At 64.3% G+C, this 26,708-nt stretch carries 33 protein-coding genes; 19 read left to right on the top strand and 14 right to left on the bottom strand.

Annotation, left to right across the window (positions count from 1 at the left end; genetic code table 11):
• Positions 1-72: 72 nt before the first annotated feature.
• The 9 genes from EN804_RS18890 (at position 73) to EN804_RS18850 (ending at position 6,086) form a co-directional block, all read left to right on the top strand.
• The gene (locus EN804_RS18890; protein ID WP_135920725.1) at positions 73-981 is read left to right on the top strand and encodes a LysR family transcriptional regulator; all 909 of its coding nucleotides are present in this window, start codon (positions 73-75) and stop codon (positions 979-981) included.
• A 152-nt stretch (positions 982-1,133) separates the two neighbouring features.
• Positions 1,134-1,865 carry a gamma-glutamylcyclotransferase gene (locus tag EN804_RS18885; protein WP_135920723.1) on the top strand — a complete coding sequence of 244 codons (732 nt, stop codon included), beginning with the start codon at positions 1,134-1,136 and terminating at the stop codon, positions 1,863-1,865.
• A gap of 379 nt (positions 1,866-2,244) precedes the next feature.
• Complete coding sequence (locus tag EN804_RS18880) at positions 2,245-2,568, top strand: metalloregulator ArsR/SmtB family transcription factor (protein WP_127870177.1); 324 nt, start codon at positions 2,245-2,247, stop codon at positions 2,566-2,568.
• Complete coding sequence (locus EN804_RS18875) at positions 2,565-2,996, top strand: SRPBCC domain-containing protein (RefSeq protein WP_135867368.1); 432 nt, start codon at positions 2,565-2,567, stop codon at positions 2,994-2,996. Before EN804_RS18880 ends, EN804_RS18875 begins: the two co-directional genes overlap by 4 nt.
• Positions 2,997-3,074: 78 nt before the next feature.
• Positions 3,075-3,467 carry a VOC family protein gene (locus EN804_RS18870; RefSeq protein WP_135920721.1) on the top strand — a complete coding sequence of 131 codons (393 nt, stop codon included), beginning with the start codon at positions 3,075-3,077 and terminating at the stop codon, positions 3,465-3,467.
• Between the two features lie 39 nt (positions 3,468-3,506).
• Complete coding sequence (locus EN804_RS18865) at positions 3,507-3,728, top strand: hypothetical protein (RefSeq protein ID WP_135920719.1); 222 nt, start codon at positions 3,507-3,509, stop codon at positions 3,726-3,728.
• Between the two features lie 6 nt (positions 3,729-3,734).
• Complete coding sequence (locus EN804_RS18860; RefSeq protein ID WP_135920718.1) at positions 3,735-4,169, top strand: DUF1801 domain-containing protein; 435 nt, start codon at positions 3,735-3,737, stop codon at positions 4,167-4,169.
• A 33-nt stretch (positions 4,170-4,202) separates the two neighbouring features.
• Positions 4,203-4,601, top strand: coding sequence for a DUF1801 domain-containing protein (locus EN804_RS18855; protein ID WP_135920716.1), 399 nt, complete (start codon positions 4,203-4,205; stop codon positions 4,599-4,601).
• Between the two features lie 384 nt (positions 4,602-4,985).
• Positions 4,986-6,086: an acyltransferase family protein gene (locus tag EN804_RS18850; RefSeq protein ID WP_135920714.1), complete on the top strand. Its 1,101-nt coding sequence runs from the start codon at positions 4,986-4,988 to the stop codon at positions 6,084-6,086.
• Between the two features lie 29 nt (positions 6,087-6,115).
• On the opposite strand, the gene EN804_RS18845 is transcribed toward EN804_RS18850, so the two are convergent.
• The 7 genes from EN804_RS18845 to EN804_RS18815 form a co-directional block, all read right to left on the bottom strand.
• Positions 6,116-8,098: a glycoside hydrolase family 127 protein gene (locus EN804_RS18845; protein ID WP_135920711.1), complete on the bottom strand. Its 1,983-nt coding sequence runs from the start codon at positions 8,096-8,098 to the stop codon at positions 6,116-6,118.
• Between the two features lie 21 nt (positions 8,099-8,119).
• Entirely contained in the window at positions 8,120-8,977 is an 858-nt protein-coding gene (locus EN804_RS18840; protein WP_135920709.1) for a carbohydrate ABC transporter permease, read from the bottom strand.
• Positions 8,977-9,900 carry a sugar ABC transporter permease gene (locus tag EN804_RS18835; RefSeq protein WP_135920948.1) on the bottom strand — a complete coding sequence of 308 codons (924 nt, stop codon included), beginning with the start codon at positions 9,898-9,900 and terminating at the stop codon, positions 8,977-8,979. The genes EN804_RS18840 and EN804_RS18835 overlap by 1 nt, the downstream gene beginning before the upstream one ends.
• A 311-nt stretch (positions 9,901-10,211) precedes the next feature.
• Positions 10,212-11,489, bottom strand: a complete 1,278-nt coding sequence (locus EN804_RS18830; protein ID WP_135920708.1) for a sugar ABC transporter substrate-binding protein — start codon at positions 11,487-11,489, stop codon at positions 10,212-10,214.
• A gap of 68 nt (positions 11,490-11,557) precedes the next feature.
• Entirely contained in the window at positions 11,558-12,601 is a 1,044-nt protein-coding gene (locus EN804_RS18825) for a LacI family DNA-binding transcriptional regulator (RefSeq protein WP_135920705.1), read from the bottom strand.
• Positions 12,602-12,854: 253 nt separating this feature from the next.
• Entirely contained in the window at positions 12,855-13,121 is a 267-nt protein-coding gene (locus tag EN804_RS18820; RefSeq protein ID WP_127280275.1) for a DUF1488 domain-containing protein, read from the bottom strand.
• Entirely contained in the window at positions 13,118-13,372 is a 255-nt protein-coding gene (locus tag EN804_RS18815; RefSeq protein ID WP_127280276.1) for a hypothetical protein, read from the bottom strand. Before EN804_RS18815 ends, EN804_RS18820 begins: the two co-directional genes overlap by 4 nt.
• A 323-nt stretch (positions 13,373-13,695) precedes the next feature.
• On the opposite strand from EN804_RS18815, the gene EN804_RS18810 reads away from it, so the two are divergent.
• The gene (locus tag EN804_RS18810) at positions 13,696-14,193 is read left to right on the top strand and encodes a GAF domain-containing protein (protein ID WP_135920703.1); all 498 of its coding nucleotides are present in this window, start codon (positions 13,696-13,698) and stop codon (positions 14,191-14,193) included.
• Positions 14,194-14,414: 221 nt separating this feature from the next.
• On the opposite strand, the gene EN804_RS18800 is transcribed toward EN804_RS18810, so the two are convergent.
• The 4 genes from EN804_RS18800 to EN804_RS18785 form a co-directional block, all read right to left on the bottom strand.
• Entirely contained in the window at positions 14,415-15,476 is a 1,062-nt protein-coding gene (locus EN804_RS18800) for a YeiH family protein (protein WP_135920701.1), read from the bottom strand.
• 189 nt (positions 15,477-15,665) lie between these two features.
• Positions 15,666-15,950, bottom strand: coding sequence for a type II toxin-antitoxin system RelE/ParE family toxin (locus EN804_RS18795; RefSeq protein ID WP_135920699.1), 285 nt, complete (start codon positions 15,948-15,950; stop codon positions 15,666-15,668).
• Complete coding sequence (locus tag EN804_RS18790; protein ID WP_135920697.1) at positions 15,947-16,228, bottom strand: type II toxin-antitoxin system ParD family antitoxin; 282 nt, start codon at positions 16,226-16,228, stop codon at positions 15,947-15,949. The genes EN804_RS18795 and EN804_RS18790 overlap by 4 nt, the downstream gene beginning before the upstream one ends.
• Before the next feature lie 73 nt (positions 16,229-16,301).
• Entirely contained in the window at positions 16,302-16,679 is a 378-nt protein-coding gene (locus EN804_RS18785; RefSeq protein ID WP_127870188.1) for an ester cyclase, read from the bottom strand.
• A 757-nt stretch (positions 16,680-17,436) separates the two neighbouring features.
• Between EN804_RS18785 and EN804_RS18775 the strand changes: the two genes are divergently transcribed.
• The 5 genes from EN804_RS18775 (at position 17,437) to EN804_RS18750 (ending at position 21,343) form a co-directional block, all read left to right on the top strand.
• Positions 17,437-17,922 carry a GNAT family N-acetyltransferase gene (locus tag EN804_RS18775; protein WP_135920695.1) on the top strand — a complete coding sequence of 162 codons (486 nt, stop codon included), beginning with the start codon at positions 17,437-17,439 and terminating at the stop codon, positions 17,920-17,922.
• Positions 17,923-17,924: 2 nt separating this feature from the next.
• Positions 17,925-18,308 (top strand): ACT domain-containing protein, encoded by a 384-nt coding sequence (locus EN804_RS18770; protein ID WP_135867378.1) that lies wholly within the window; start codon positions 17,925-17,927, stop codon positions 18,306-18,308.
• A 166-nt stretch (positions 18,309-18,474) separates the two neighbouring features.
• Complete coding sequence (locus tag EN804_RS18765; protein ID WP_135920693.1) at positions 18,475-19,908, top strand: aldehyde dehydrogenase family protein; 1,434 nt, start codon at positions 18,475-18,477, stop codon at positions 19,906-19,908.
• 332 nt (positions 19,909-20,240) lie between these two features.
• Entirely contained in the window at positions 20,241-20,651 is a 411-nt protein-coding gene (locus EN804_RS18755) for an MbcA/ParS/Xre antitoxin family protein (protein ID WP_135920691.1), read from the top strand.
• A complete protein-coding gene (locus tag EN804_RS18750) occupies positions 20,645-21,343 on the top strand; it encodes an RES family NAD+ phosphorylase (protein WP_135920689.1) in 699 nt (232 codons plus the stop codon). Before EN804_RS18755 ends, EN804_RS18750 begins: the two co-directional genes overlap by 7 nt.
• A gap of 21 nt (positions 21,344-21,364) precedes the next feature.
• On the opposite strand, the gene EN804_RS18745 is transcribed toward EN804_RS18750, so the two are convergent.
• A complete protein-coding gene (locus EN804_RS18745) occupies positions 21,365-22,237 on the bottom strand; it encodes a LysR substrate-binding domain-containing protein (RefSeq protein WP_135920687.1) in 873 nt (290 codons plus the stop codon).
• 124 nt (positions 22,238-22,361) lie between these two features.
• Here EN804_RS18745 and EN804_RS18740 point away from each other — a divergent pair, with 124 nt between their 5' ends.
• Together EN804_RS18740 and EN804_RS18735 are read left to right on the top strand one after the other, a co-directional pair.
• Positions 22,362-22,565, top strand: coding sequence for a hypothetical protein (locus tag EN804_RS18740; protein WP_135920685.1), 204 nt, complete (start codon positions 22,362-22,364; stop codon positions 22,563-22,565).
• A 44-nt stretch (positions 22,566-22,609) separates the two neighbouring features.
• The gene (locus tag EN804_RS18735; RefSeq protein WP_135920684.1) at positions 22,610-23,365 is read left to right on the top strand and encodes a sulfite exporter TauE/SafE family protein; all 756 of its coding nucleotides are present in this window, start codon (positions 22,610-22,612) and stop codon (positions 23,363-23,365) included.
• Between the two features lie 64 nt (positions 23,366-23,429).
• Here the strand turns inward: EN804_RS18735 and EN804_RS18730 are convergent, their stop codons facing one another.
• Positions 23,430-24,005, bottom strand: a complete 576-nt coding sequence (locus tag EN804_RS18730) for a DUF308 domain-containing protein (protein WP_135920682.1) — start codon at positions 24,003-24,005, stop codon at positions 23,430-23,432.
• A 207-nt stretch (positions 24,006-24,212) separates the two neighbouring features.
• Between EN804_RS18730 and EN804_RS18725 the strand changes: the two genes are divergently transcribed.
• Positions 24,213-25,118, top strand: coding sequence for an AraC family transcriptional regulator (locus EN804_RS18725; RefSeq protein WP_135920680.1), 906 nt, complete (start codon positions 24,213-24,215; stop codon positions 25,116-25,118).
• A gap of 37 nt (positions 25,119-25,155) precedes the next feature.
• Here EN804_RS18725 and EN804_RS18720 read toward each other — a convergent pair whose 3' ends face one another.
• On the bottom strand, positions 25,156-25,605 hold the full coding sequence (locus EN804_RS18720) for a universal stress protein (protein ID WP_135920678.1): 450 nt from the start codon (positions 25,603-25,605) through the stop codon (positions 25,156-25,158).
• Positions 25,606-26,093: 488 nt separating this feature from the next.
• Here EN804_RS18720 and EN804_RS18715 point away from each other — a divergent pair, with 488 nt between their 5' ends.
• The gene (locus tag EN804_RS18715) at positions 26,094-26,675 is read left to right on the top strand and encodes a histidine phosphatase family protein (protein ID WP_135920676.1); all 582 of its coding nucleotides are present in this window, start codon (positions 26,094-26,096) and stop codon (positions 26,673-26,675) included.
• Positions 26,676-26,708 lie beyond the last annotated feature (33 nt).

The raw sequence follows: 26,708 nt of genomic DNA, 5'->3' as shown, positions 1-26,708 counted from the left end.
TGCAAGGACTTTATGCCAAAGCTTCATCATGCTACAATTCAATCAATTCGATAATGATTATGCGAGGTGCGCATGAACATCCATGATCTCGAAGCCTTCGTCGCCGTTGTGGAAACCGGCTCGATCGTCGGCGCCTCGGCCAGGCTCAACCTCACCCAGCCGGGTGTCACGCGCCGCATCCAGAACCTCGAGGACGGGCTGGCGACAGCACTTCTCGACCGCCAGTCGAAGCCGCTGAAGCCGACCGCCTCCGGACGCGAGGCCTATGAGCATGGCCGCCGCGTGCTGCGCTCGCTCGAGGATCTGAAGGCCGGTGTCTCGCCGCAAGGCGAGGTCAAGGGCGAGTTCCGGCTGGGCATCATGCCTTATCTCTCGGATGCAGCACTTGCGCTGCCGCTCGACAGCCTGCGCGCCGCCTTTCCGCACCTGACGCTGCGCATCAGTTCGGGCTGGTCGCCAAGGCTGGTGGAGCAGGTGGCGCGCAGCGAGCTCGACGCGGTGGCGGTGTGCCTTGCCGAAGGCCTGGCGCCGCCGGACGAACTGGTCTGCGACGATCTCGGCGCGCAATCGGTGCTGCTGGTCGCGTCCCCCAGCCTTGGCGTGCCGAAGCCGGCGAAACTCGCCGACCTGTCGCGCTTCGCCTGGGTGATGAACGAAAACGGCTGCGGTTTTCGCGCCTTCATCAAGCAGAGTTTCGAGGCCGCGAGGCTGCCGTTCCAGGTCGGTGTGGAGGCGCTCAGCGTCGACCTCAGAATGTCGCTGGTGGCGCGCGGCCACGGCATCGGCATCGTCACCCCGGGCGCTTTCGCCGACAGCCGCTGGCGCGACGCGGTGGAGGTGATCGACTGTCCCGACTTCAAGCCGCAAGTGCGCGCCTGGCTGCTGCACCGTCCGCCGGCCGGGCGGCTGGCGCGTCCGATCGCGCTGTTCCGCGACGCACTGATCGACGGGCTGAAGGTGCCGATGCCGCTGGTGTCGTAGGTGCGCGGGACGTTGAATTTCGCCAGAATTTCTCGAATCCGATCAGGCTGCTGCGCGGAATTGCTCAAGTGCCGATTCCAGGTTCAAACGGTTATGGCTCTTGAGAATCCCTTTGCGTTCGGCAACATGGCTGCCATGGCCGAGGCACGAAAATGAACAAGCCGATTTCCGCCGCACCGCGCAAACCCGCGCCACCCAAACCGCCGATGGCGCTCACCGAGGCGCTGGTGGCGCGCACCATGCGCGTTGTCGAGGATGCCGGGCCGACGCCGGGCATGGTCTATATGACTGACCAGGATTATGCGCGGTTTCGTGACGAGATCCTGGCCTCGGCACCGGCCGGGCCGCTGAAACTGTTCGCCTATGGCTCGCTGCTGTGGAAGCCGGCCGGCGAGGTGAGGGGCGGCGAACGGGCGGTGGCGCGGGGCTGGCACCGGTCGTTCTGCTTCACCGTGCAACGCTTTCGCGGCACGCTCGATCAGCCCGGCTTGATGATGGCGCTCGACCGTGGCGGCCAATGCCAGGGCATGGTGTTCGAGATCGCCGAGCCGGTTGCCGACAATCTGGAGGCGCTGCTGCGCCGCGAAATGACCATCCTGCCCGCCGTCAACGTGCCGCGCTGGCTGTGGGTGAGGACCGAAGGCGGGATGAGCCGGGCGCTCGGCTTCGTCGTCGACCCGGCCAATTCGCGCTACGCCGGCAAACTGGACAAGCAGGCGGTCGCCGCGACGCTGGCGAGCGCCGTCGGCCATTGGGGCTCGGGCGCGCAATATCTGTTCGAGACGATCCGCCACCTCGACGCCTGCGGCATACGCGACCGCAATCTGTGGCAGTTGCAGGATCTGGTGGCGCAGGAGATCGGGCGGGTGCATGCGGCCGGCTAGTGGTTTTGCACGAAACCAGACGCCGCGTTGACCGATCGCCTGCCTTGGCGATTGGCGGATCCGCCCACCGCTTCGTCATCCACGGGCCGAGCAAGGAGCGAAGGACGCGGCGCAGACCCCTGGAGCTGCTTCGCAGCCCAAGGGATCCATGCCGTGACACATAAGCGCCGCCACGGGTGCTGAATTCTGCTCCGCTGCACCCTCGATCAAGGTCGCGGCATGGATCCCAGGGTCTCCGCGACGGAGCTTCGCTCCTGCTTCGCCCTGGGATGACGAAGTTTGGGGGCTTCGGCTAACCGCCTACCCAATCTTCCCGCTTGACGAACATATATCTCTGTGGTTATACGTCAACCAATAGCCAACGGGTTATCGATCTCGGATGCCGGACGCTCATGACATGATATTCAGGACGCTCGCCGACCCGACAAGGCGGGCGATCTTCGAACGGCTGTGCCAACAGGGAGAGCAGACGGTCGGGGCGCTGACGATACAGGCCGGCGTCTCGCAGCCGGCGGTGTCGAAGCATCTGGGCGTGCTCAAACAGGCGGGGCTGGTGCGCGACCGCCATGAAGGCCGCCAGACGCATTACAGCGCGCAGCTTGCCGCGCTGGCGCCGCTGATGGACTGGACGCGTGAGATGGCCGGGTTCTGGGAAAGCCGGTTCGACGACCTCGAGGATTTACTCAAAAGGATGGACCAGTGAACGATAGGGCCCAGGAGACCCGCACTGTCGTCGTCGAGCGGCAGATTTCCCATCCGCCTGAAAAACTCTGGCGCGCGCTGACGCAGCCGCATCTGATGGAGGAATGGCTGATGAAGAACGATTTCAGTCCGGTCGTCGGCCACCGCTTCAACATCAGCGCCGATTGGGGCGGCGTGCTCGATTGCGAGGTGCTTGCCGTCGAGCCGCACAGGACGCTGTCCTATACCTGGAACCTGGCGCATCAGGATCCGGCCTTCGATCTCAGGAGCGTGGTGACTTTCACGCTTACTCCGACGCCAACGGGAACCCATCTGCGCATGGAGCAGGCCGGTTTCCGGCCCGACCAGAGACGGGCCTATGGCGGCGCCAAAACCGGTTGGCCGCAATTCCTGGAGAAGCTGGAAGAGCTTCTGGCGCGAACGGACTGAGAGTTCCCGGCCAGGCTGAAAACCACAAAGCACTATCAAAGGGCGGTTCTGCGCCAGCAAAACCCATGGAGAAATGCGATGAAGATCAAACTGACCAGCATCTATGTCGACGATCAGGAAAAGGCGCTCGCCTTCTACACCGGTGTGCTCGGCTTCACCAAGAAGGCCGATTTCAGCAATGGGCCGTTCCGCTGGCTGACGGTCGTCTCGGCCGAAGAGCCGGACGGGACCGAATTGCAGCTGGCGCTGAACGACAACCCGGCGGCCAAAACCTACCAGCAGGCGATCTTCAAGCAGGGCCAGCCGGCGCTGATGCTGTTCACCGACGACATCAACGGCGATCATGAGCGCATCAAGGCCAATGGCGGTGCCTTCGCCATGGCGCCGACCGCGGTGACCGGCTCGACCATCGCGCAGGTGAATGATGGCTGCGGCAATCTCATCCAGATCACGGAGCTGGCGCGCTGGTAAGGCGCCGGGTTTCAACACATAGCGCAAGAGGAGGCAGAATTGGACTGGAGCAAATGGATACGGCAGGCGCATCGCTGGCTGTCGATCATCTTCACGATCACCGTGGCCGCGAACTTCGCGACCATGGCGTTCGGGCAGCCGCCCGCCTGGGTGGTCTATTCGCCGCTCCTGCCGCTCTTCCTTTTGCTGTTCAGCGGCCTCTATATGTTCGTGCTGCCCTATGTCGCGAAAGCGCGCGTCGCGCAGCGCGCCAACGGATAGGAACGGATGGCGAAATCGACCAAACTAGCCGCCAAGGCTGAGCCGATGCTGCTTTCCGGCGGCAACCCGCGGATCGCCAAGGGCCATGGCGATGCGCCGGTGCAGGCCTATATCGCGGCCATGCCGGGCTGGAAGGGCGAGGTCGGCCAACGCCTCGACGCGCTCATCGAGCGCGCCGTGCCCGGCGTGCGGAAGGCCGTCAAATGGAATTCGCCGCTCTATGGCGTCGAAGGCGAGGGCTGGTTCCTCGGCATCCATTGCTTCACGCAATACATCAAGGTGGCTTTCTTTCGCGGCCTAGCGCTGGACCCGGTGCCGCCGGGCGCGTCCAAGAGCGGGGATACGAGCTATCTCGACATCCGCGAGGATAACGTGTTCGACGAGGCGCGGTTCAGCGCCTGGGTGAAGCAGGCCAGCCAATTGCCTGGCGAGCGCATGTAAGCGCTCTATTTGTCGGTTCGAAGGAGAAAGATAATGACGACCACGGATGCGCAGGAGAGCAAATCTCCCTCCGAACTGATCGACGGCAGGATCAGGGAACTGGGCGACTGGCGCGGCGAGATGCTTGGGCGGCTGCGCGCGCTGATCCATCAAGCCGATCCCGATGTGGTCGAGACGTGGAAATGGCGCGGCGTGCCGGTGTGGGAGGATGCCGGCATGATCTGCACGGGCGAGACCTACAAGGCCGTCGTCAAGCTGACCTTCGCCAAGGGTGCGGCGCTGCCCGATCCGGCGCGGCTGTTCAACTCCAGTCTCGAAGGCAATACGCGCCGCGCCATCGACTTCCAGCAAGGCGAAGAGGTGGACGAGGAGGCCTTCAAGGCGCTGGTGCGCGCCGCCGTGGCTTTGAACAAGTCGAAGGCGCGAAGGTAGTCTGCCGCGTGATAGTCATAGCGCGTGACGGTCACCGTCGGCGCTGCCCCTCACTGTCCTGCCGGACGTTCGTCACTCGAAAAGCCAAGCAATTGGCTTTTCGTCCGCTGCGCGGATCGCTCCTCAACTCCCCGTAAACGGGGCGAGAGTGGCTGCCGCAACGCCGCGCATTTTTTTGCAACGCTGATACAGCTTCCCTCTCCCCGTCACTATACGGGGAGAGGATGCCGGCAGGCAGGTGAGGGGCAGCGCCGACGGTCAAAGCTGTAATGGTTTGGTCGCCGCGAGCGATCGGCCCCGTTTACGATCTGGGAAGCTTGATGGTGCTAGATAGCGCCGGATGATGGCTGGCCAGCCGGGCCGGCCGGGTTTGGATTCGCCGCCATGAACAGCAGCCCGATGCGCATGCCGTGGGTGGACACGGCCAAAGGCCTCTCGATCATCCTCGTGGTCATGATGTACTCGGCCTACAACACCGGCGAGTACACGGGCGGGGTGGGCTTTCTCCACTATGTCATCGGCTTCGCGACGCCGTTTCGCATGCCCGAATTCTTCCTGATCTCCGGACTTTTCCTGTCGCTGGTGATCGACCGGCCATGGCGGCGCTATGTCGACCGGCGCGTCGTCCATTACCTGTATTTCTACGTGCTGTGGGCGATCATCTCGATCGGGCTGAAGATCGGCATCTTCAGCCGGGACCCCGCCGGCATGCTGCATGACCTCGCAATGGCCGTCGTGCAGCCCTATGGCGTGCTGTGGTTCATCTACATGCTGGCGGTGTTCGGCCTTGCCGCGAAACTGCTGCGGCAGTTTGCGGTCCCTGCCTGGATCGTCATCCCGATCGCCGCCTGCCTGCAGATGTGGGCGCCGCATCCCGATAGCTACGCGGTCGAACAATTCGCGGCCTATTTCGTCTTTTTCTACGTCGGCTTCGTCATGGCGCCGCTGGTGTTCAGGCTCGTCGAATGGACGCAGGCCCGCCCGGCGTTGGCCGCCGCCGGGCTGCTCCTGTGGGCTGTTATCAACGGCCTGCTGGTCTATTCGCCGGGTTATGACATGCAGCCGGTCGGCATGCGGATGGGCCTCGCGGCATGGCCGCCGCTGCATCTCACCTTGGCGGTCGCCGGCGCGGTGGCACTGTGCGTGCTTGGCGGTTTCCTGTCGAAATTCCCGGCCATGGAATGGCTGCGCTGGCTCGGCGAGCACTCACTGGTCGTCTATGTCGCCTTCACCATCCCGATGTCGCTGTTTCGCGGCGCGGCACTCGCAAGCGGCCTGCTGACTGACACCGGCATGCTCAGCCTGACGGTGCTGCTGGTCTCGATCATCAGCCCGGTGATCCTCTACTTCATCATACAGCGCATCGGCTTCGGCATGTTCCTGTTCGAGCGGCCGGCCTGGGCGCATGTCGACGACGGCAGCGCCGCGCAAGCTGCGTCGAAAACACCGCTGCCTGCCGCCGCCACCCAGTCAAGCCGGACATAACAAAGCCGCAAGAGGCCCTGCCGCCAACCTCAGCCGTCCCGCAGCCACACCAGCATCTCGCCGGGCTCGCGGTTATCCCAGGCGAAATAGGGGATGGCGGTCAGGCGCGTCTCGACCTTGGCCGGCGGTTCGGAGCGATAGAGCCCGTCCTGCCAGCCGTCGCCGGCATCGGCTTGCGCCGTGGCTGCAAGCGTCACCACGCCGCCGAGCAGGTCCGGTTCGTCATGCGCCTCGATGCCGGCTGTGCGCGGCAGGGTCAGCCGATGCAGGCTGGTGTCATTGTCGGTCGCCTCGACGCAGTAGATCAGTGGCCCGCGCGACAGCGCGACGCGGCCGGCATCCTGCCGCACCTCGGGATTGGCATAGAGCCGCTCGATCGGCATTTCGAGATCGAGCCGGACACGGTCGCCTTTTTTCCAGTTGCGCCGGATGGCGGCGTAGCCGTCGCTGGTCACGTCCTCGATGTCGACCGTCTCGCCATTGACGGCGAGGCCCGCTCTGGAGCTCCAACCCGGCACCCGCAGATGCAGCGTGAACTCCACTGCGGCCTGCGGCTCGACCGTGATCTCGACAGCGCCGTCCCAGGGATAGCGGCTCGCCTGCGTCAGCGTCACCGGCACGCCCGCTATGTCGAAGCGGGCGGTGGAGTCGCCATAGAGGTGCACGGCCAGCGCATCGTCGGACAGGCTGTAGAAATAACTGCCGATGGAAGCGACCATGCGCCCGATATTGGGCGGGCAGCAGGGGCAGCGGTGCCATTTCCATCTGTTGTGCTTGCCCCGGCTTTCCAGCGGGTTCTCGTAGAAGAACAGCGAGCCGTCGAGCGACAGGCCGGAGATCGAGCCATTGTAGAGCGCGCGCTCCATCATGTCGGCATAGCGGGCGTTCGGTCCCATGCCGAGCATGCGGCTGGCCCAGAACACCAAACCGACCGAGGCGCAGGTCTCGGCATAGGCGGTTTCGTTGGGCAGGTCATAGTCGCTGGTGAAACCCTCATTGTGCGCCGACGGCCCGAGCCCGCCGGTGATATAGAGGTTTTTCGTGGTGAGGTCGTCCCACAGCCGGTCGAGCGCCACGCGCAGCGTGTCGTCGCCATATTCGGTGGCGATGTCGGCCATGCCAGAGTAGAGGTACATGGCCCGCACCGCATGGCCGACGACCTTGTCCTGCTCGCGCACCGGGATGTGCGACTGGCTGTATTCATAGGTCTTGAAATGATAGGCCTTCGGATCGGCGCCGCGAGCGCGGGCCTCTTCGTCGAAATAATGCGGCTCAAGGCCACGCTGGTCGATGAAGTATTTGGCCAGCTCCATGTATTTCCGCTCGCCGGTCACCCGCGCCAGCTTGACCAACGCCAGCTCGATCTCCTCATGGCCGCAATAGCCCTTTTTCTTGCCGGGCTCGGGGCCGAGTACCGAGGCGATGTGGTCGGCATAGCGGCACATGATGTCGAGCAGCTTGCGCTTGCCGGTCGCCTGGTAGTAGGCGACCGCGCCCTCGATCAGGTGGCCGGCGCAGTAAAGCTCGTGGCAGTCGCGCAGATTGGTCCAGCGCTTGCCGGGCTGGATGCGCTGGTACCAGCTGGAGAGATAGCCGTCTTCCTGCTGCAGTCTGCCATACATGTCGATGACGGCGTCGATCTTCTTCTCCAGTTCGGGATTCTTGCGCCGGTAGAGCGAATAGGCCGCGGTCTCGATCGTCTTGCCGAGATCGGAATCCCAGAACATCTGCGTGGTCACCGTCGAACCGGTGAAGCCGGGGGAGGCGGCCTCGTCGGGCGACGGCGAATGGAAGGGAATGACGATGCCGGGCGAGGGGCGGTCGGGGTCGATCTGCTCCAGCATGCGCGCCTCCACGCAGCGGTCGTAAAGGATGTCGGCGGTGCGCGTCGCGACCGCCTCCGCCCGGTCGCCCCAGAAGCCGCGCACGTCGACCTGCGGCACCGGCAGCGGGCGGAAGGCGAGCTTGGGCCTGGCTGTGGTGGCGGGCCGGGGGGATGGCGATGCTGTCATGAACTCACTCCATTCGATCGATTACTTGACGGCCCCGGCCATCAGGCCGCGGATGTAGAAGCGCTGCAAAGCCAGGAACAGGATCAGGCAGGGCACCATCATCACGGTGACGCCCGCCTGCACGGCGCCCCAGTCGATGGCGCCGAAGCGGCCCGACTGAAGCGCGGTCATCATCACCGGCAGCGTGAATTTGGACTGGTCGGTCATCAGCACCAGGGCAGCGAGGAACTCGTTCCAGGCGCCAAGGAAGGCAAACAGCGCGATGGTTACGACGCCAGGCCAGACCAGCGGCAGCATCACCTTTATGAGCATGGTGGCGTTGCCGGCGCCGTCCATGCGAGCGGCCTCCTCGATCTCGCGCGGCACCGCGTCGAAGGCGTTGCGCATCATGAAGATCGAGAACGGCAATTGAAGCGTCACATAGACGCCGACCAGCCCGGTCAGCGTGTTGTGCAGGCCAAGCTTGGTCAGCACCAGGAAGATCGGCGTCAGGATCGACTGGAACGGGATCATGATCGTCGACAGGATGAGGACGAAGAACAGGTCCTTGAACGGAAACCGAAACCGCGAGAAGCCGTAACCGGCGAGCACGCTGACGATGACCGACAATATGACGGTCATCACCGAGACATAGATGCTGTTCTGCGCCGAGACCCACAGGCCGTCGCCGAAACTGTTCAGCGTTTGATAGTTCTCGAGCGAGAAGCCCGTGGTCGGCCAGGGCGGCAGCGGTGGCAGGCGCGCCTCCTGCGCCGGCTTGAAGGTCGACAGCACCGTCCACACGATCGGCGCCACGAACAGCAGCGAGGCGATGATGCCGGTGGAGTGCCTGGCCAAGCGCGCGGCGAGCTTGCCTCTGGCTGATATCGCCTGCGCCATCAGTCGAGCCCCTCGGGCTTGCGCAGCAGCCAGAGCTGGACGAGGCTGAGCGCCACCAGGATGACCAGCAGCACCATCGAAAGGGCTGCGCCGTAACCCAGTTTGAACGACACGAACGACTGGTTGAAGATCCAGTACACCGCCGTCAGCGTCTGGTTGCGCGGGCCGCCGCGCAGGATGATGTAGAACTGGTCGAAGGCGAGGATCGAGCCGGCCACCGACAGGATCAGCGCCAGCGCCAGCGTGCGCCGCATCAGCGGCAAGGTGATCGCCCGGAACCGCGCGAACGGCCCGGCGCCGTCGATGACGGCCGCCTCCTGCAGGTCCTGCGGGATCGATTGCAGGCCGGTCATCAGGATGATCATGGTGAAGCCGGCGACCTTCCACACCACCATGGCGATGATCGACCAGAAGGCCGGCTGGAAGGTGGCGAGCAGGTTGAACTTCCTGTCGATCAGGCCGAGGTCGTAGGCGGCGGGGCTGAACAGGCCGGAATCGACGTTGAGCAGCCACGACCAGAGCAGGCTCGCCGAGGCAAAGCCGACCACCGCCGGCATGAAGAACATGGTGCGGTAGAGATTGGTGAACGGGCGCGGCCGCTCGATGAAGATCGCCAGCGGAAAGGCGACGGCGAAGATCGCGATGGTGACGATCAGCGTGTAGTAGCCGGTGAACCTCAGCGCGTTCCAGAACCTGGCATCGCGCAGGATTGCCCAGTAATTACCGAGGCCTATGAAGGAATGCTCGCCCATCAGCGGCCAATTGTGCAGCGACATCCACGCCGTCATGCCGAGCGGGATGACGAAGAACAGCATGACGAGCGCGACCGCCGGCGCGACATAGAGCAGGCCGATCCACTGCCGGCGCCCAGCGCCGACGAGCTTGCGGGCGCGGGGCGGGGCGGTGGTTGTGATGGTGGTCATGGCTGGGCGCTCGTTCTTCCTTCTCCCCTTGTGGGAGAAGGTGGATCGGCGCGCAGCGCCGAGACGGTTGAGGGGTGCGCCAAGCAATGAGGCAGGTGCGATTTCGAACTTGTTGCCAAGCTGGAGCACCCCTCATCCGACCTCGCTTCGCGAGGCCACCTTCTCCCACAAGGGGAGAAGGGAGAACCAACCCTCCGACGCTCCGAAGCGGAGATGCAACCGAGTCTTCTCAACGCGATAGCCCTGCCATTTGAACCAAAACAATTTCCGGCCGCCCGCCCAGGGAGACAGGCGGGCGGCCGGACAGGCGCCTATTTCTGCGGCGCCTGGTCGATGATCGACTGCATGGTTTCCTGGGCGTTGGCGATCGCGCCATCGACGTCGTCGCCGAAGAACACCTCGTTGATCATCTGCGTCCATGGGCCGTTGGCGGAGTTGATCAAATCGTTGAACACCACCGAGTAGGGCGTCTTGCCCTTCGCCATCGCCTCGGCGGCGATCTGGTAGCGCGGATCGAGATCCTTGAGCGTGTCCTTGGCGATGTCGCCGCGCACCGGCAGGCTGCCGTATTTGGCGAGGATGGTCTGGCCCTCGAGCGAATAGGCGAAGTCGAGGAACTCCTTCACCACGGCGAGCTTCTTGGTGCCCTTGGTGACGACGAAATTGTCGCCGCCGGCAAAGGACGACCAGTTGCCATCCTTGCCCGGCAGGAAGGTGATGCCGTAGTCGACATTGGGATACTGCGTGTTGAGCGCTCCGATGGCGAAGGCCCCGGAGGGCGAGATGCCGATATTGCCGGCGGCGAAGGCGGCGAAGAAATTGGCGCCGGTGTCGGTCTGCGCGCCCGCCGGCACCAGGTCCTTCTTGACCATGGAGCGGTAGAGATCGATGGCGCCACGCAGCTGCGGGCTGTCCAGCGTCGCCTTGGAGCCGTCCTCCGACAGGATGTCGCCGCCAGAGGCCCAGATCAGCGGCGTGAAGGTGAAGATGTTGCAGCCGCCGCAATTGCCGGAGAAATAGAAGCCCTTGATGTTGCCGCCAAGCGCGTTGACCTTCTCGGCATCGGCTTCGATTTCGGCCCAGTTGGTCGGGCCTTTTTCAGGGTCGAGGCCGGCCTGCTTGAACAGCTTCTTGTTCCAGATCAGCACCGAGGCGTCGGCCGAGAAGGGCAGGCCGTAAATATGGTCCTTGTAGGTGCCGGTCTTCACATGCGCCGGCGACAGGCTGGCGAAATAGGGCAGGGACTTGGCCCAGTCGGTGATGTCCTCGAGCTGGCCGGCGGCGGCGAAGGACGGGGTGTAGATCAGGTCGAGCGACAGCGCGTCGGGCGCCGTGCCGCCGGCGGCGGCCGCGCCATATTTTGGGATGATCTCGGCATTGGGGATGATGTCGAGCTTGACCTGGTCCTTGTTCGCCTTGTTGAAGGCGTCGACGATCCTCGGCATGAAGTTCGAGCCGTCGGCGCGCACCCAGATGTTGGCGGTCTCGGCGGCGGCAAGTTGCAGGCCGCAGCCCAGAGCGGCAGCCGTCAAGGCCAGTCTCGTCAGGGCCGGTCTCGTCGGGGCCAGTTTGGCAATCAAAGTCCTCATGTTCTCCTCCTCCACATTGGCCGCGATGCGCGGCTTGCCGCCGATCGCGGCGTTTCGTTCCGTCTTTCTCAGCCGTCCGGCGGACGGCCGCAGGACTGACGCACCACCAGCCGGCACGGCAGTTTTCTGATGCCTGGCGCGGCGGATTGGCCGCCGACCAGGGAAAGCAGGGTCAGGCCGGCCTCGCGGCCGAGGGCGGCGAGGTTCATGTCGACCGAGGTCAGCGGCGGGCGGGTCGCCTCGGCCACGATCTCCCAATTGTCGAAGCCGATGACGCCGACATCACTGGGCACGCCGAGGCCGCGTTCGCGCAGAGCATCGATGACGCCGCGCGCGATCTGGTCGTTGCCGCAGAAGACGGCGTCCGGTTTTTCGCCGTTGCCATCGAACAGTTTCGCCACGGCGTCATGTCCCCAGGCTTCCGACCAGGAGCCGAGCAGCGGCTCGATCACCGGCAGGCCGTTCTCCGTCAGCACGGCGCGGTAAGCCTGCGCCCGTTCGTGCACCACGGCAAAGCTCGCCGGGCCAGTGACATGGGCGATGCGCTTGCGGCCAAGCCGGCGGAAATGCTCGATCGCCAGCCGCGCCCCGCCGCCATCGTCGGAGACGAAGGCGACAGCGTCGGGATCGGGCTGGGTGAAGGCATAGATCACCGGGACGCGAAGATTGGACAGGTCGACCGGCAAATGGCGGTCGATGCGCTTGCCGGTTGCGATGATGCCGTCGACGCGCTTGTCGAGCATGGCCTCGACATGGAGCTGGCCGAGGCGCGGATCCTCCTCGACATTGCACAGGAACACCGAAACGCCGGCATCGACCAGCGCGTCCGAAATGCCCGACATCAGCGGCAGCGAGAAACGGCCATAGGTATCGTTGGTGAGCAGGCCGACGGTGAAGGAGCGCCGCCTCAGCAGGCTCTGCGCCAGGCTGTTGGGACGAAATCCCAGGCTGCGCGCCGTCTCGCGGATGCGCTCGCGGGTCTCGGCCGTCATGCGCCCCTGGCCGTTGAGCGCCTTCGAGGCGGTGGCGACGCTGACGCCGGCCCGGGCGGCCACGTCGCGCAAGGTGACGGGCTTGGGAAAGACCGGAACTGGCTGATCGTCCGATGCCATCGCGGCAAGAATCCTTAGCTGGGAAAAGGTTTTCCCTTATCGGCCGGAATAAGGCCCGGCCAATGGCCGAGCCTGATCGGGACTGTTTGGAAAAACCTTTTCTCAACTCAAGCTAGGGCACATCCAAGACCTGTTCAAGAGAAAAATTGCAGTCGCTGGCGCGATCGGATTTCGCGGGGGCGCGGCCAATCGGTGCCGGGCTCACAGGTCTCGCCGTGCGCATTCATGGACTCAAGACCGCTTCGGCAGCGTCTCAGCGGAAATCATCCGATGTCAGCACATACAAGCTCTTGTGGGTGCGGCTGTAGGCCTTGGCGGCGACGTCGTGGATCGTGGAGCTTGACCTGTCGAAGGCGGCAAGATAGCCGGCCTCGTCGGCGGTGGTGTCGGGCTGCATCCTGGTCATGGCATCGGCGGCCACGGAGAAGGAAATCTGCAGCATGCCGTCATGGCCGACGAAGCGGATGCGTTGACCGGCCACGTCATAGCTGCGGCTGCGGTTGGGGAAGGTCAGGCTCATGTCTTGACCCCCGTTGCGGCGGCCTTCTTGGCCACCCGTTTCGCCTTCGGCGTCGGGTTCAGCGCTTCGGCCACGCGGTCGGCTTCTTCCTTGGCCAGCCGCAACTCCCTCAGCCGTTTCGTCTTGATCTCCCTGGCACGCGCCTCGGACATGTATTCAGCGGTCGCCTTGTTGTGCTCCGCCGTCTTCTTCTGCTTGTCGACAAAGCGGGCTTGGGCTTTTTCCATCAGAGTCTGATTGCCATCGGCCATCGAACAAATCTCCTTCATGCTGAAATCGTGAAAACGAACTTGTCCGATAAATAGGCGCTCGGCAGGAAAAATTCAATCTTTCGAATTATTTGGCGCTTTGCGGGCACCGAGAAAGCGAGCGCTGAAATAATACTTTTGAATATTTTCCCGCGGCCAAGATTATCCTTGCCTCCGGGAAATGTAGGTCGGGCCGCGGTGCCAACGGACGCTATTTCGAACGGAAATCCGTTTCGCACCTTCCTGAAATTGCCTAGGATGGTCCGGTGGTCGATTGGGGGCGTTTGCGGAAAACGGAACCGCGATTCTGTATACGGAGACAAGCCATGTTTGCCGCCAAGGCCATCGACGCCTCCAACAAGGCCGAATTCTACCGCGACCTCGCCAAGCAATTGAAGGCATTGCTGGAGGGCGAGGGCGATTCCATCGCCAACGCCGCCAACACCTCGGCGCTGATCTTCCAGATGGTGCCCGACCTCAACTGGGCCGGCTTCTACTTCCTGGCATCGGACGAGGAACTGGTGCTCGGCCCCTTCCAGGGCAAGCCGGCCTGCGTGCGCATCACTGTCGGCAAGGGCGTGTGCGGAACGGCGGTCGAGCTCGGCACTTCGATGCTGATCAAGAACGTGCATGATTTCCCCGGCCACATCGCCTGCGACGCCGACTCGCGCTCCGAACTGGTGGTGCTGCTGGAAGACGAGGAGGGTGTCTTCGGCGTGCTCGATCTCGACAGCCCGACGCCCGGCCGTTTCGACAGTGCCGACCAGGCCGGCATCGAGGCGCTGGCGGCAATCTATGTCGCGGCGAGTTCGTTCGAGGATTGAATCCGGCTCACAATCAGATTCAGACAAGGCCTCCTGGAGCGGTTCAGAGTTTGATAGAATCTCTGACCCGCTCTAACTTCTTGTTTTTACTCAACTCCCAAGGGGAAGCGCTAGGCGCTTCTCCCGGGAAAACCGCTACGCACTTTTCCTGGAATTGCTCTAAGCCCTTGTTTTGACAGATGCCGTGTGCCCCTATGCCTTCACGCGCAGGGACAGGCGGATCAGGCCAGCTTCACCAGCATCAGGCTGAAGCCGCCGATGAACAGGAAGGCGCAGAAGGCGAGCGCCAGCGGGCGCAGGCCGCGCGAGCGAAGCTGCGAAATGTCGGCCTGCAGGCCCATGGCGGCGAGCCCCATGGTCAGCATGATGGTGGTGGCAAGCACTATCGCCTGCTTCACTTCGGCCGGTACCGCCACAAGGCTGTTCAGCGCCACGACGGCGACGAAGGCGGCGACGAACCACGGCATGGGCGGGCGCGCCGCCGAGGGGTCGCCGCTCTTGCGGCGTGCCATCAGGCCGAGCGCGATGACCATCGGCGCCAGCATGGCGACGCGCGTCAGCTTGGCCACGGTGGCGATCTCGCCGGATTGGGTGCCGTTCTGGAAACCGGCGCCGATGACCTGCGCCACCTCATGGATCGAGGCGCCCGCCCACAGGCCAAAAGCGTGCTGGTCGAGGCCAAGCAGCGGCGCCAGCAGCGGGAAGCCGAGCATGGCGACGGTGCCGAACAAGGTGATCGAGGCGACGGCATAGGTGACGTCCTCATCGCGCGCGTCGGTGACGATGTTGGTGGCCACGATCGCCGAGGCGCCGCAGATCGAAGTGCCGGCGGCGATCAGCTGCGCCAGCTTGGCATCGACGCCGATCAGCCGGCCGAGCGTGATGGTGAAGAGGAAGGTGGCGCCAAGGGTCGCCGCCACGATGCCGACGCCGCTGGCGCCGATCGAAACCACCTGGCCGAGCGTCAACTGGAAGCCGAGCAGCACGATGGCGAAGCGCAGCAGGCGCTTTTGCGAGAAGGCGATGCCGGCCTTGGCGTGCGCCGGCGTGCCGAGCACATTGGAATAGACCATGCCGGCCACGACGGCCAGGATCATCGGGCTGAACAAGGCGAAGCCGGAGACATTGCGGGCGGAGAAGGCGACGGCCGTGATCATCGACACCAGCACGATCCCGGGGATGATGCCGTTCCACAGGGAATCGAGGCGCTTGCGGCCCCGCGCCAGATCGGCGGAAATCCTGCTTTTCGGAATATCGTTCGCGATGCGGGTCAGGGAAGACAATGCAATTCTCCAGGCGGGTATCCCGGGGAAATGCCATTTCATAATCGATCTTTCCAACGAATTATTGTGGTTGGAATGATCTATTTTTACGAACGATTGGCCGTCCAAACGGTCTCAAGGAAGCGTGTGCGCATTGCTCATGGCTTGGCGATGCATCGGCACCGAGCTGCGAGAACGCAATCCGTCGGGCTACAACAAGTCCTGCCACCGCCGTGCGCCATGAATGACACGCACGATCTCCGCACCGTCGTCCGTTTGGCGATAGAGGATCAAGTAGTTTCCCGCAGGGAACGTGCGCAAGACCGGTCGCACTTCCGGCCGGGCAATGCCCATGCCCGGCATGTCGGCGATGCGTTCGCAATGGGCATGGATTTCGTCATACCAACGCAACGCCGCCGCAGGACTGTCCTCGGCTATATAAAGCGCGATGGCTTCGATATCAGCTTCGGCCTCCGGTCGAAGGCGTAGCGTCATCGCGATGTGCGCTCGGCAATCCTCGCATCAAGCTTGCCTTTGATCCGGGCGAAGGTATCGCGGCCGTCGACCGGATCGCCGCTTGCCATGCCTTCGTCCCAAAGCCGGCCTAGCTCGTCGATGGCTTGGTCGCGTTGCATCCGACGAAACTTCCACTCGCGCAAGGCCTCGCGCATGACTTCGCTCGCCGAAGCGTATTCGCCCGCCGCAACGGCCTCGCGCATCATGGTTGCCATTTCGGGCGTGAGGGCAACGCTCACTTTCTCGACATTCGCCATCGGCGGGTTCTCCTACCTGGGCAAAGTAGGCAAGTTTACCACCGGCTGCAAGGAGGCCAGGTGGCGCATGACATCAAAGCTGCGCCTCGATCGCCGCCTTGTCGATCACCGACCAGACGTTCCTGATCCTGTCGTTCAGATATTCATAGAAGACGTTCTCGCTGAAGGAGACCTTTTTGCCATTGATGGGCAGGCCGAGGAACGTTCCCTTGGGCGTGCAGTTGAACTGGAGGCGGCTGGCTATGAAAGGCGGATCGGAGATCAGCAGTTGCACATCGAAATAGAGGTCCGGAATTTCCCGAAAATCCCGCTCCAGCATGTCGCGATAGCCTGACAATCCGACGCGGTCGCCATTGTAGTGCACCTCGTCATGGACGAAGCGGTGCAGCCTTTGCCAATCCTGGTTGTTGAGGCAGTCGATATAGCCTCGATAGAGATCGGTTTCGGTCACGGTGATGGCTCCGTTGCTGACGCTTGGACGAGATCATGCTCGACCGGAAGATAGAACGACCGTCGGCACAGTCCAGACTTTCCAGCCCGGTACCGGAATGCATCGACCAGCAGCGAGCACGCTGATGTCGCAGTAGGCGTGCGCGCTCTACGACCGCGTGGTGATCCCGGCCGATTCCTTCGCCAGGACGATGGTGTTCGCCATGAGCCAGCCGGATGAGGTCGACATCAACAAGATCCTGTCTAGGCCGACGGCGCAGGAGTGTTGAAACAGCGCTGACAGTTCGATGGCTCGCTTGCGTTCATGACCCACATGCTCGGACGATCGGTGGAAACATCAACCCCGTCGTCATCCACGGGCGGAGCAGCCGCGTAGCGGCGTCGCGAAGACCCGAGGATCCATGCCGCGACCTTGGTGGGAGGTGCAGCGGAGCCCGATTCTGCACCGCTGCGGCGCCTGGAAGTCGCGGCATGGATCCTCGGGTCTGCGCCGCGACGCTACGCTCATTGCTTCGCCCGTGGATGACGAGGTCGGGGGCTTGGGCCAATCCCCAGATCTTGACGCACCGCTCTTCCTGCGCCAGCTTGCCGCCATGTTCGCTCGCGCGCCCGCCAACACCAAGCGACGCCGCTCCTGCATAGCGCGGAGCGGCAGGCTGATTGCGCGACGATAAATCCGGCACGATAGATCCGGTTTGTTCGTTTCCCGCCCCGCCCGCACCATCAGCCGGCGGGGTTTTCATGTCTGGAGCCTTTTGATGATTGCCAATCCTTCCATCCGGTTTCGGCCGGCCGAGCCTGCCGACGCCGCCGCGATCAGGGATATCGTGCGTGCCGCCTATGCCAGATGGGTGCCGGTGATCGGCCGCGAGCCGCTGCCGATGCGTGCCGATTACGACAAGGCTGTCGCCGAGCATCCGTTCGATCTCGCCGTCGAGGACGGCCGCATCGTCGGCATGATCGAGACTTTGCTCGCCGACGATCACCTGTGGGTCGAGAATGTCTGCGTTGCGCCGCAGGCGCAGGGCAGGGGCATCGGCCGGCTGCTGCTGGAGCGCGTGGAAACCAAGGCGCGCGCGGCAGGACACGCGGAGCTCCGCCTGTTGACCAACGGCGCCTTCGAAGCCAATGTGTCGCTCTATCGCAAGCTTGGCTATGCGATCGATCGGGAGGAGCCGTTCCTGAACGGAACGACGATCTATATGAGCAAGCGGCTTGTTGGATGCCCACCAACCGGAACGTGAGGATGGCTGCCAGGATCAAGCTCAAGCAACTCCCCGGCCTGTATGCGATTTCGCGACTTCAAGCCGGTGACGGCATTCCTGCCTGGGCTGACGGACCAGGCTTCGTCAGCGTCACCAGAACCGACGACGAGCTCTCGATCACCTGCCTTCAGGATCGCGTGCCGGATGCCGTCAAGCACGATCGCGACTGGGTCGCCTTCAAGTTGCAAGGGCCGTTTGCGTTCGACGAAACCGGCATTGTGCTGTCCGTCATCAGGCCGCTGTCGGAAAACGGTTTGGGCATCTTCCTGGTATCGACCTTCGATGGCGACCACCTGCTGGTGAAAGCGACAGACGAGCCCGCGGCTAGAGGATTTCTGGGCGAAGCCGGGCATACGCTGCTCTAGGCAGCTCATCGCCGGCCGCTGATCAACGATTGGCGCTCTGGCTCAATCCCTGGCGCGCTGGCTCAACCATTTCTGGGGTTGCGTTTGACAGCGCCGTTCGCGCATCGTTATTTCTAGCCCGATATCACGGCCGGACCGGCCATGCGGCACCCCCAGGGAGAAAACCATGTCACACGATCTGCAGTTCTATATCGATGGCGCGTGGGTCGATCCTGTGGTGCCCAACACGCTCGACGTCATCGATCCGTCGAATGAAGACGCCTTCGCGCAGATCTCGCTCGGCTCCAAGGCCGATGTCGACAAGGCGGTGGCCGCCGCCAAGCGCGCCTTCAACACATACGGCTTCACCTCTGTCGAGGAGCGCCTCGATATCCTCAACCGCGTTATCGAGATCTACAAGAAGCGCAGCAAGGACCTGGCGCTCGCCGTATCGCGCGAGATGGGCGCGCCGCGCCAGATGGCGCTCGACAGCCAGGTGGGCGTCGGTCTCGCGCATTTGCAGAAGATGGCCGAGACGCTGAAGAATTTCCAGTTCCGCCATGTCAAGGGCAACCATCTCGTGGTCAAGGAGCCGATCGGCGTCGTCGGCCTGATCACGCCGTGGAACTGGCCGCTGAACCAGATCACCTGCAAGGTGGGTCCGGCACTCGCCGCCGGCTGCACCATGGTGCTGAAGCCGTCCGAAATCGCGCCGCTCGACGCCATCATCTTCGCCGAGATCATCGACGAGGCCGGCTTGCCGAAAGGCGTGTTCAACCTCGTCAACGGCGACGGCCCAGGCGTCGGCCAGGCGCTGTCCAGCCACCCCGACATCGACATGATGTCGTTCACCGGTTCGACCCGGGCCGGCATATTGGTGGCCAAGGCCGCAGCAGACACCGTCAAGCGCGTGCATCAGGAGCTTGGCGGCAAGTCGGCCAACATCCTGTTTCCGGATGTCGACCTCGCCACCGCCGTCAGCAAGGGGGTCGCCGGCTGCTTCGGTAACAGCGGCCAGTCCTGCAACGCGCCGACGCGCATGTTCGTGCCGCGCGACCGCCACGACGAGGCCGCGGGATACGCCAAGGTCGCGGCTGAAAAATTCACCGTCGGCCCGGCCGACGGCGCCAACACCAAGCTCGGCCCTGTCGTCAGCCAGGTCCAGTTCGACAAGATCCAGGACCTGATCCAGAGCGGCATCGACGAGGGTGCGACGCTGGTCGCCGGCGGCCCCGGCCGTCCTGCCGAACTCAACCGCGGCTACTATGTCAGGCCGACCGTGTTCGCCGACGTCACCCACGACATGCGCATCGCGCGCGAAGAGGTTTTTGGCCCGGTGCTGGCGATCCTGCCCTACGACACGGTCGAGCAGGCGGTCGAGCAGGCCAACGATACCGTCTACGGCCTTGCCTCCTACATCCAGGCCAAGGACCTGCAGAAGGCCCGCGACGTGGCGGCGCGCATGCGCTCGGGCAATGTCTACATCAACTATCCCCAATGGGACGCCGGCCTGCCCTTCGGCGGCTACAAGCAGTCCGGTAACGGCCGCGAATATGCCGAATACGGGCTCGAGGATTTCCTCGAGATCAAGGGCATCGCGGGGTACGAGGCGGCGGAGTAGTTCTTTGGCCGCAGCGTAGCTGGAGAGGGGCCGGCGCCGCCCCTCATCTGCCTGCCGGCATCTTCTCCCCGTATAGTGACGGGGAGAAGGACGCTTTCGCGGATGATTTCGCCAATCTCCAGCATTGCGAAGGCGGCGCCGGCATTGCGGCCTGCATCTTTCTCCCCGTCACTATACGGGGAGAAATGTCCGGCAGGACAATGAGGGGCGGCGCCGACCTCGGCGATTGGCGGTCTCGGTCACAAGGCCCACACTGATATGCTCAGCCATATCCTCCACCCTTGCCAATTGGCAGATAGGTGCTATATATCTGCCATTAGCGAGGCCTAAATATGCAGCTTCAAGCCATCACCACCACGCCGGCCGCGGTCGGCTCAGCCATTTCGGATGAAGAGGCCGGTGCGCTGGCGCGCACCACGGTCAATCTGTTCAAGGCCTGGAACCTCACCGACTTCGAGGCCTGCGTGCTGCTTGGCGGCATTTCGGCGCGCACCTGGGCGCGGTGGAAGGAAGGCGCCGTCGGCCGGATCGACCGCGACCTGCGCACCCGCATGGCGCATCTGATGGGCATCCACAAGGGGCTGCGCTACCTCTTCACCGAGCCGGCGCGCGGCTATGCCTGGATCCGCAAGCCCAATGCCACTTTCGGCGGGCAGTCGGCGCTCGACCTGATGCTGCGCGGCGACATCTCCGATCTCGCGGCGATGCGCGAATGGCTCGACGCGGAGCGTGGTGCATGGTGAGTGGGCTCGCGGTCCGGCGCCGCGTTCACTGGCCACAGACCTATCGCATCATCCGCTCCATCCATCCGCCGATCGACCTGTTCGAGGACATTGCCGACCCGCGCGACTGGGAGGCGCTGGCCGCCGTCGAGGAGAAGACCAACCCGCGCATCCGGCTCGAACTCGGCGATCTCGGCAAGGTGCCGGCCGCAAGGCGGGTTTCAGGCCCCGGCGCCAGTTTCGTCATGGCGCCTTTCGTGCATTGCTCGACCTTGCGGCCCGGCCGGTTCTCGGACGGCAGCTACGGCATCTATTATGCCGGCGACAGCGAGGACGTGGCGCTGGCCGAAACCATCCACCATCACCAGAAATTCATGCGCGCGACCAACGAGGCGCCGGGCTGGACGGCCGACTTCCGCGTGCTGATCGGCAGCGTCGACCGCGATCTCGACGACGTCAACGCCGTGCCCGGCGTGCTCGACCCGGACGACTACACGGCCTCGCAGGCGGAAGGACGGGCGCTGCGGGCCTCGGGAAGCGACGGGCTGGTGTGGAACAGCGTGCGCATGCCGGACGGGGAGTGTATCGGCATCTTTTGGCCCGATGTCATCGGTGTCCCGGTCCAGGGCCGCCACTACAGTTACCACTGGGACGGCGGCCGCGTCGACTTCGTGCGCCAGCATGACACCGGCAAGGTGCTCGAAGTGGTGTGAGCAGGGCAGGGCGGCTTGTCCTCACGCCAACGCCGCCGCCAGCAGTTTCGCCTGCGGCGTCAGCGCCTCGAAGCGGCGGGCGCACAGATTGAGCTGGCGCGTGGCCCAGTCATCGCCGAGCCGCAGGCTGCGCAGCGTGCGCGCCGAACGGCGCGTGGCACTTTCGGGCACGATGGCGATGCCGGCGCCTTGCGAGACCAGCCGGCAGACATTGTCGAGGCCGGGCACGCGGATGCGGAAGTGCAGGTGGCCACCGAGCCGGGTGGCCTGGCGGGTGATGTGCTCCTGCAAGGGATGGCCGGCGCTCAAGCCGACATAGGCTTCGCCGAGAAGGTCGGCAAGGCTGGCGGTCTGGCCTTCGAGGCCGGGCCTGTTCCGCGCCGTAATCACCACCAGGCGGTCGACGAAGAACGGTTTTTGCTCGAGATGCGAAAGGCCGGCCCAGGTCGCGGCGATGCCAAGATCGGCGGCACCGTTCGCCACCGCCTCGGCGATCTCATGGCTGGGGCGTTCGTCGAGCTCGATGTCGATCCCGGGATGCGCGACCAGGAAGGCCGGCAGCGTGTCGCGCAGGAGTTCGCTGGTCGCCGCCGTGTTGGCCATCAGCCGTATGCGGGCGCGCAGGCCCGTGGCATAGGCGCCGAGGTCGCCGGCCATCGCCTCGATCTGGTTCTGCACCGCGCGCGCATGGTGGAGCAGCGCCTGTCCGGCCGCCGTCGGCACCACGCCGCGCCGGCGCCGCTCCAGAAGCGGCGCGCCGAGGCTTTCCTCCATGCCCTTGATGCGCGCGCTGGCCGAGGCGAGAGCCAGGCCGGCGAGTTCGGCGCCGTGCGTGATGCTGCCGCGTTCGGCCACCAGCAGGAACAGCCTGAGATCGGTGAGGTCGAAGCGCATTTCTCGCTCCCGCAAATCGTGTCGTGCCAGGCTCAGCCTTCGTTCACGCCGAAGGCTGGCAGCGCAACTTCCACATTGTGGGCGGCCCGCATGTCAGTCAAATCATTTGCGACGGAGATAAGCTATGCGTGAAAAAACATCAGGCCGGCAAGGACTCGGCATTCTTGAAAGCGCGGCGATCGTGCTGGCGATCGCGGTGGCCTCGCTTGCCATGGCGCAAGCGCAGCCTGGCTTGCCGGGATGCGCCGCGGCGGCGGCTTCCGTCAGCCGCGATGCCGTGCCGGCAAGCCCGGATGCCGAGGCGACGGACATGTTGTTGCATGATTGACCGGATTGGCATGCTCGAGTTCCATCCATAATGAACGTCCATCCATGCTAAGCGCCGGGGCCGTCGCCTTCATCGGCGCCGTTTTTCTCGCCGCCGGCCTCGTCAAGGGCGTCGTCGGCATGGGGCTGCCGACCGTGGCGATGGGCCTACTGGCGGCGGCCATGCCGCCGGCTGAGGCCGCCGCCTTGCTGTTGATTCCGTCGCTGGTCACCAATCTCTGGCAGTTGTTCACCGGTCCGTCCTTCGGCGGCTTGTGCAAACGGCTGTGGACGATGATGGCCGGTGTCGTCGTCGGCACCGTGACTGGCGCCGGCCTGCTGACCGGCGCACACACGATGATCGCCTCGGCCGGGCTTGGCGCCGCGCTGATGCTCTACGCGCTTGTCGGCCTGGCCAAGGCCGGCTTCACCACGCCGGCGCGCCACGAGGCCTGGATATCGCCGCTGGTCGGCGTGGCGACCGGGCTGGTCACCGGCGCCACCGGCGTTTTCGTCATTCCGGCGGTGCCCTATCTGCAATCGTTGCGGCTGGGCCGGGAAGACCTGATCCAGGCGCTTGGCCTCTCCTTCACCGTATCGACCTTGGCCCTCGGCTTCGGACTGTTCAGGGCCGGCGCGCTTGCCTCGCCGACGGCGCAACTGGCTGGGTCGGTGCTGGCCCTGGCGCCGGCGCTGGCCGGCATGGTCGTCGGCCAGGCGCTGCGCCAAAGGATGAGCGTCGAGACTTTTCGCACGGTGTTCTTCGCCGGCTTGCTGGCGCTCGGGGCCTATCTCGCGTTGGAGGCTGCGCTGCAGGGCTAGTCTAAAAAAGCCAGGCCCCAAAACCTCTTTCGAGTGTTTCGGCGGGGCCCGGCATTTTGGAGGATCAAGCGGTGCGCTTGCGTGCCTGCATGACGCTCAGCCATATGGCCGAGACGAGAAAATAGAAGGCGCCGAACGCGGCATAGGGCGCGATATCGGTGATGCCGGGCGTGGCGGCGCCGATCGCCTGTTTGATGAAGAAGCCGCCGGCAAGCGCCGACTGCGCACCGCTCAGCACCATCGCCCATTGCGCGCCTGCCCGCCAACGGCGCACGCCGGTGGCGAGCTGGAACAGGCCGGAGAGAATGGCCCATGCCCCGAACACCGCCAGGACCGCGTGCGGGCCCTGTCCAAGGGCGATGAAGACCGCGATGGCCGTGATCGTGCTGACCGCCGCGTTGAGCGCCTGGCTGGGATTGGCCTTCAGGCCGCCGCTGCGCTGCGCGTCCAGAATATTGGCGATCGCGTCCCAGGCCGGGTAGGCGACCAGCAGTATCGCCGCGACCGGCGGCGCGCTTTTGCCAAGGGTGAAGGCCGCCGCCACCCACGCGACCGAAAAGCCGGCGCGGAGGAAATAATATGACTTCAGCCACTGCGATGCGGCAACGCCGCTGGGCGCCTGGATGGTTTGAGTGCTCATTGGAACGTCCTGTCTTGTTGGATGGCCCGAGGCTGAGAGGCGGCGGGTTGACCCGCTTGATCACGCCCTCAGGGTTGGATGATTGGAACAGCCCATTCTCGCGCCCTCGGCGCGGGAATGGCTTTGCGCCAAGGCGAAAACAGCGCATAATCAATGGGAATGCGCTATCCTTGCCAAGGAATGTATGAGAACCGGTCGGCCATATCCATGATTGAATCGCCTGAAAACTTGACCATTCTTCCGGATGGAGGGCCGCGTGCGGGTGTCTCCGGCGACCTTCTCTCGCATGTGCTGGCGCAGATCAGGCTTACCGGCGACGAGGTTTTTTCACGCACGCTGGCGGAGGCGGAGCAACTCGATCTCGACGAGGGGCAGGCTCATATCGTCGTGGTGACGGCCGGCGCACTGCGCATGGAGAGCGAGGACCAGGCTGCCGCCGTCATCGAGGCCGGCGACCTCGTGCTGCTGCCTCGTGGTCCCGGCGCGTCGCGGCTGGTGGCATCGCATCCACGCGTCACGATCGTCGTCTGCCGCTTCTGGTTCGATCCGGACAGCCTGCGGGGGATGATCTTCGCCTTGCCGCAATGCATTCACATCCAGCGTGCCCAGGGGGCAGGGTGGGTCGATGGAATGCTGCCTTTCCTGATGGTCGAAACCAGCGGCGCCCAGCCGGGTGCTGCCTTGATGATTTCCCGCATCATCGATCTCATGGTCATCCGCACCTTGCGCAACTGGGTCCATGAAGGGCACGCCACGGGCTGGCTCGGCGGGCTTTCCGATGCCCGCATCGCCCGTTCCCTGAAGGCCATCCACGAAAGGCCGCTGCAGCGGTGGAGCATCAATGAACTGGCCGACAAGGCCGGCATGTCACGTTCGAGCTTCTGCGAGCGCTTCGCCGCGCTCGTCGGGCGTTCACCGCTGCGCTACCAGAATGAATGGCGCCTGGGCCTGGCCCGCGATCTGCTGGCCAGGCGGGACGCGCGCGTGGGCGAGATCGGCTTGCGCATCGGCTACGAGTCCGAAGCCGCCTTCAGCCGGGCCTACAAACAGCTCTTCGGGCACCCGCCACGGGTTGAATATGCGCTGACCAATGAACCCGGCAAGCAGCCCTGACCGGCGGCGCCATTTTGTAAAAAGTGAGGTGCGGGACCTACCGCACCACCAGCACCGGGATCTCGGTGTAGGACAGCACTTCCGCCGTCTGGCTGCCCAGAAGCAGCCTGCCCAGCCCGCGGCGGCCATGCGAGGCCATGACGATCAGATCGCAGTCTTGCGCCTTGGACAATTCCAGGATCGCTTCGGCGGGCCGTTTGTCCTCGACATGGACCAGCTTGGCGGACACGCCGGCGGCCTCGGCGGATGCCTTGCATTTGTCGAGCACTTCCTTGCCGTAGCGGCGCGATTCCTCCTGGTAGACGGCCAGTTCATCGCCCGCTGCGTAGCCGGCCATGGCGCCGCCCCAGGCGAAGATCGGGAACTGTTCCGAAACGGTGACGAAGGTGACGGCGGCGCCGAGGCCCTTGGCCAGAGTGAGGCCATGGGCGACGCCCTTGTCGGCCAGTTCCGAGCCGTCGGTGGCGATGAGCAGATGTTTGTACATGATGATCCGACCTGTTGTGCCTGATTACTATCCAACAGAGATAGTTATGCCTCCGCGCTCATTCATTGAGCCAATGCGGCGGGGATCAGGGCCAGCGAAGGAGTCGATATCCAGTGCTTGGTGTCTCGGGCGGTCAATCGTTGGCGCCGGCGCCGCCCGTCATTGCCCTGCCGGGCCTTTCTCCCCGTATAGTGACGGGGAGAAAGGGCAGTTGCGGCCACAGTGCTCTTCCCGCAACGCCGGAGAGTCGCGAAATCATCGCCTGTCCTCCGGCGGACAAAACTGTCACCCATGCTATCGGTCTATTCTGTTACCTATCGATCCGGTTCGGACAAAGCGTCCTTCTCCCCGTCACTATACGGGGAGAAGGTGCCGGCAGGCGGATGAGGGGCAGCGCCAACGCATCGAGATGAGGCGTGAATTTCGCGGGCCGGATTCCCCTTCGCGGAATCGTCCTCTAAGGTGCCGACAACTTTGAAAGGCATTCCATGAGCAGCGCGTATCCGCAGATCCATCTGGTCCGGCATGGCGAGACCGCGTGGAGCCTTTCGGGGCAGCATACAGGCCGCACCGATATGCCGCTGACGCCGCCCGGCGAAGCGGCGGCGCGCGGTGTGGCGGACCGCCTGAAAGGCCTGTCGTTTTCGCAGGTTTGGTCGAGCCCCTCGCAGCGCGCATACAACACCAGCGTGCTCGCCGGCTTTGGCGCACGGAGCGTGAAGATGGACGATCTGCAGGAGTGGGATTACGGCGCCTATGAAGGGCGTACGACCAAGGAAATCCTGGCCGAGCGGCCGGGCTGGAACGTGTTTCGCGACGGTTGCCCGCAAGGCGAGACGGCGGCCGATGTCGGCGCCCGCGCCGACAGGATTATCGACCGCCTGCGCAAGGCCAATGCCGACATACTGATTTTTTCCAGCGCGCATTTCCTGCGCGTGCTCGCCGCCCGCTGGCTCGGCCTGGCGCCCGAAAGCGGGGCGCTGTTCGTGCTCGACACGGCCAGCATCAGCGTGCTGGGTTACGAGCATGATCTGACCGAGCCGGTCGTGCGCAAGTGGAACCTGAAGTAGGCAGGCCACATCAACCAGATGTGGTGACGCCTA

It is taken from the genome of Mesorhizobium sp. M8A.F.Ca.ET.161.01.1.1, from assembly GCF_004792105.1.
GTDB lineage: Bacteria > Pseudomonadota > Alphaproteobacteria > Rhizobiales > Rhizobiaceae > Mesorhizobium.
Note: the sequence above shows the minus strand (reverse complement) of the source record. Positions and strands in the feature narration are given on the sequence as shown.

Bases quoted from the DNA above. Each gene is read 5' to 3' on its own strand.
- EN804_RS18890 (WP_135920725.1), top strand. From the start codon at position 73: ATGAACATCCATGATCTCGAAGCCTTCGTCGCCGTTGTGGAAACCGGC.
- EN804_RS18885 (WP_135920723.1), top strand. From the start codon at position 1,134: ATGAACAAGCCGATTTCCGCCGCACCGCGCAAACCCGCGCCACCCAAA.
- EN804_RS18880 (WP_127870177.1), top strand. From the start codon at position 2,245: ATGCCGGACGCTCATGACATGATATTCAGGACGCTCGCCGACCCGACA.
- EN804_RS18870 (WP_135920721.1), top strand. From the start codon at position 3,075: ATGAAGATCAAACTGACCAGCATCTATGTCGACGATCAGGAAAAGGCG.
- EN804_RS18860 (WP_135920718.1), top strand. From the start codon at position 3,735: ATGGCGAAATCGACCAAACTAGCCGCCAAGGCTGAGCCGATGCTGCTT.
- EN804_RS18855 (WP_135920716.1), top strand. From the start codon at position 4,203: ATGACGACCACGGATGCGCAGGAGAGCAAATCTCCCTCCGAACTGATC.
- EN804_RS18850 (WP_135920714.1), top strand. From the start codon at position 4,986: ATGAACAGCAGCCCGATGCGCATGCCGTGGGTGGACACGGCCAAAGGC.
- EN804_RS18845 (WP_135920711.1), bottom strand. From the start codon at position 8,098: ATGACAGCATCGCCATCCCCCCGGCCCGCCACCACAGCCAGGCCCAAG.
- EN804_RS18840 (WP_135920709.1), bottom strand. From the start codon at position 8,977: ATGGCGCAGGCGATATCAGCCAGAGGCAAGCTCGCCGCGCGCTTGGCC.
- EN804_RS18835 (WP_135920948.1), bottom strand. From the start codon at position 9,900: ATGACCACCATCACAACCACCGCCCCGCCCCGCGCCCGCAAGCTCGTC.
- EN804_RS18830 (WP_135920708.1), bottom strand. From the start codon at position 11,489: ATGAGGACTTTGATTGCCAAACTGGCCCCGACGAGACCGGCCCTGACG.
- EN804_RS18825 (WP_135920705.1), bottom strand. From the start codon at position 12,601: ATGGCATCGGACGATCAGCCAGTTCCGGTCTTTCCCAAGCCCGTCACC.
- EN804_RS18820 (WP_127280275.1), bottom strand. From the start codon at position 13,121: ATGAGCCTGACCTTCCCCAACCGCAGCCGCAGCTATGACGTGGCCGGT.
- EN804_RS18815 (WP_127280276.1), bottom strand. From the start codon at position 13,372: ATGGCCGATGGCAATCAGACTCTGATGGAAAAAGCCCAAGCCCGCTTT.
- EN804_RS18810 (WP_135920703.1), top strand. From the start codon at position 13,696: ATGTTTGCCGCCAAGGCCATCGACGCCTCCAACAAGGCCGAATTCTAC.
- EN804_RS18795 (WP_135920699.1), bottom strand. From the start codon at position 15,950: ATGACGCTACGCCTTCGACCGGAGGCCGAAGCTGATATCGAAGCCATC.
- EN804_RS18790 (WP_135920697.1), bottom strand. From the start codon at position 16,228: ATGGCGAATGTCGAGAAAGTGAGCGTTGCCCTCACGCCCGAAATGGCA.
- EN804_RS18775 (WP_135920695.1), top strand. From the start codon at position 17,437: ATGATTGCCAATCCTTCCATCCGGTTTCGGCCGGCCGAGCCTGCCGAC.
- EN804_RS18770 (WP_135867378.1), top strand. From the start codon at position 17,925: ATGGCTGCCAGGATCAAGCTCAAGCAACTCCCCGGCCTGTATGCGATT.
- EN804_RS18765 (WP_135920693.1), top strand. From the start codon at position 18,475: ATGTCACACGATCTGCAGTTCTATATCGATGGCGCGTGGGTCGATCCT.
- EN804_RS18755 (WP_135920691.1), top strand. From the start codon at position 20,241: ATGCAGCTTCAAGCCATCACCACCACGCCGGCCGCGGTCGGCTCAGCC.
- EN804_RS18750 (WP_135920689.1), top strand. From the start codon at position 20,645: ATGGTGAGTGGGCTCGCGGTCCGGCGCCGCGTTCACTGGCCACAGACC.
- EN804_RS18745 (WP_135920687.1), bottom strand. From the start codon at position 22,237: ATGCGCTTCGACCTCACCGATCTCAGGCTGTTCCTGCTGGTGGCCGAA.
- EN804_RS18740 (WP_135920685.1), top strand. From the start codon at position 22,362: ATGCGTGAAAAAACATCAGGCCGGCAAGGACTCGGCATTCTTGAAAGC.
- EN804_RS18735 (WP_135920684.1), top strand. From the start codon at position 22,610: ATGCTAAGCGCCGGGGCCGTCGCCTTCATCGGCGCCGTTTTTCTCGCC.
- EN804_RS18730 (WP_135920682.1), bottom strand. From the start codon at position 24,005: ATGAGCACTCAAACCATCCAGGCGCCCAGCGGCGTTGCCGCATCGCAG.
- EN804_RS18725 (WP_135920680.1), top strand. From the start codon at position 24,213: ATGATTGAATCGCCTGAAAACTTGACCATTCTTCCGGATGGAGGGCCG.
- EN804_RS18720 (WP_135920678.1), bottom strand. From the start codon at position 25,605: ATGTACAAACATCTGCTCATCGCCACCGACGGCTCGGAACTGGCCGAC.
- EN804_RS18715 (WP_135920676.1), top strand. From the start codon at position 26,094: ATGAGCAGCGCGTATCCGCAGATCCATCTGGTCCGGCATGGCGAGACC.